At 38.3% G+C, this 627-nt stretch carries 1 protein-coding gene; it reads right to left on the bottom strand.

Features of this window, described 5'->3' with window-relative positions; all coding sequences use genetic code 11:
* Positions 1-253: hypothetical protein (locus A3738_RS07980; RefSeq protein WP_156504085.1), on the bottom strand; the 253-nt coding region annotated here is incomplete at its 3' end.
* Between the last annotated feature and the right edge of the window lie 374 nt (positions 254-627).

The raw sequence follows: 627 nt of genomic DNA, 5'->3' as shown, positions 1-627 counted from the left end.
CACTAAACATTCCGCAGAATAAGCCTCTTTCAAAATCTAGTATCGAATTAGCATAGATTCGCGAGAGAGCTTCCAAAGCTTGAGGATATTGCAGTAACTCAACACAGAAGCGCTCAAGCTCAGTCCAGAAATCGTCACTAGAGCCAGTAATAGTTTCTAAAGGACCATAGAAAGAAGTTAAGCCCTTTGCAGACTCAATAATTGCTTCAGGAGTAATGAGAAACTCAGGCTGTAAATGTTTGCTTGTCGCCATTAACATTTGTCTCCAGACAACAACCGAATACACGGTTCTAGAACAAAAAATAGAAAATTCATCAAGATCAATTCAACGCATGAAAACTTGTTACTCACTTAACTGTAGGTGAGATATCTAAGTTCTACAAAGTTATGTTTAGAGTAAAAAAGAACAAGCTAAGACAGTTCACAATTTAATTCTTATAAGGACTAACTAGAGAGCGAAACAGACATAAAAAAAGCGGGCTTAAGCCCGCTTCTTAAATACAATTTTGACTATGGAATCATTAGCGCGTTGGGATCAACAATATCACCAGCAGGCCCTATTTTTGGTTGGGCAACAATAGGTTGAACCGCAAGCGATAAGTGTTCTTCAGCTTTTGACTCAACTTC

This window comes from Oleiphilus sp. HI0066 (assembly GCF_001635725.1).
This window is presented reverse-complemented; position numbering and strand designations above follow the sequence as displayed.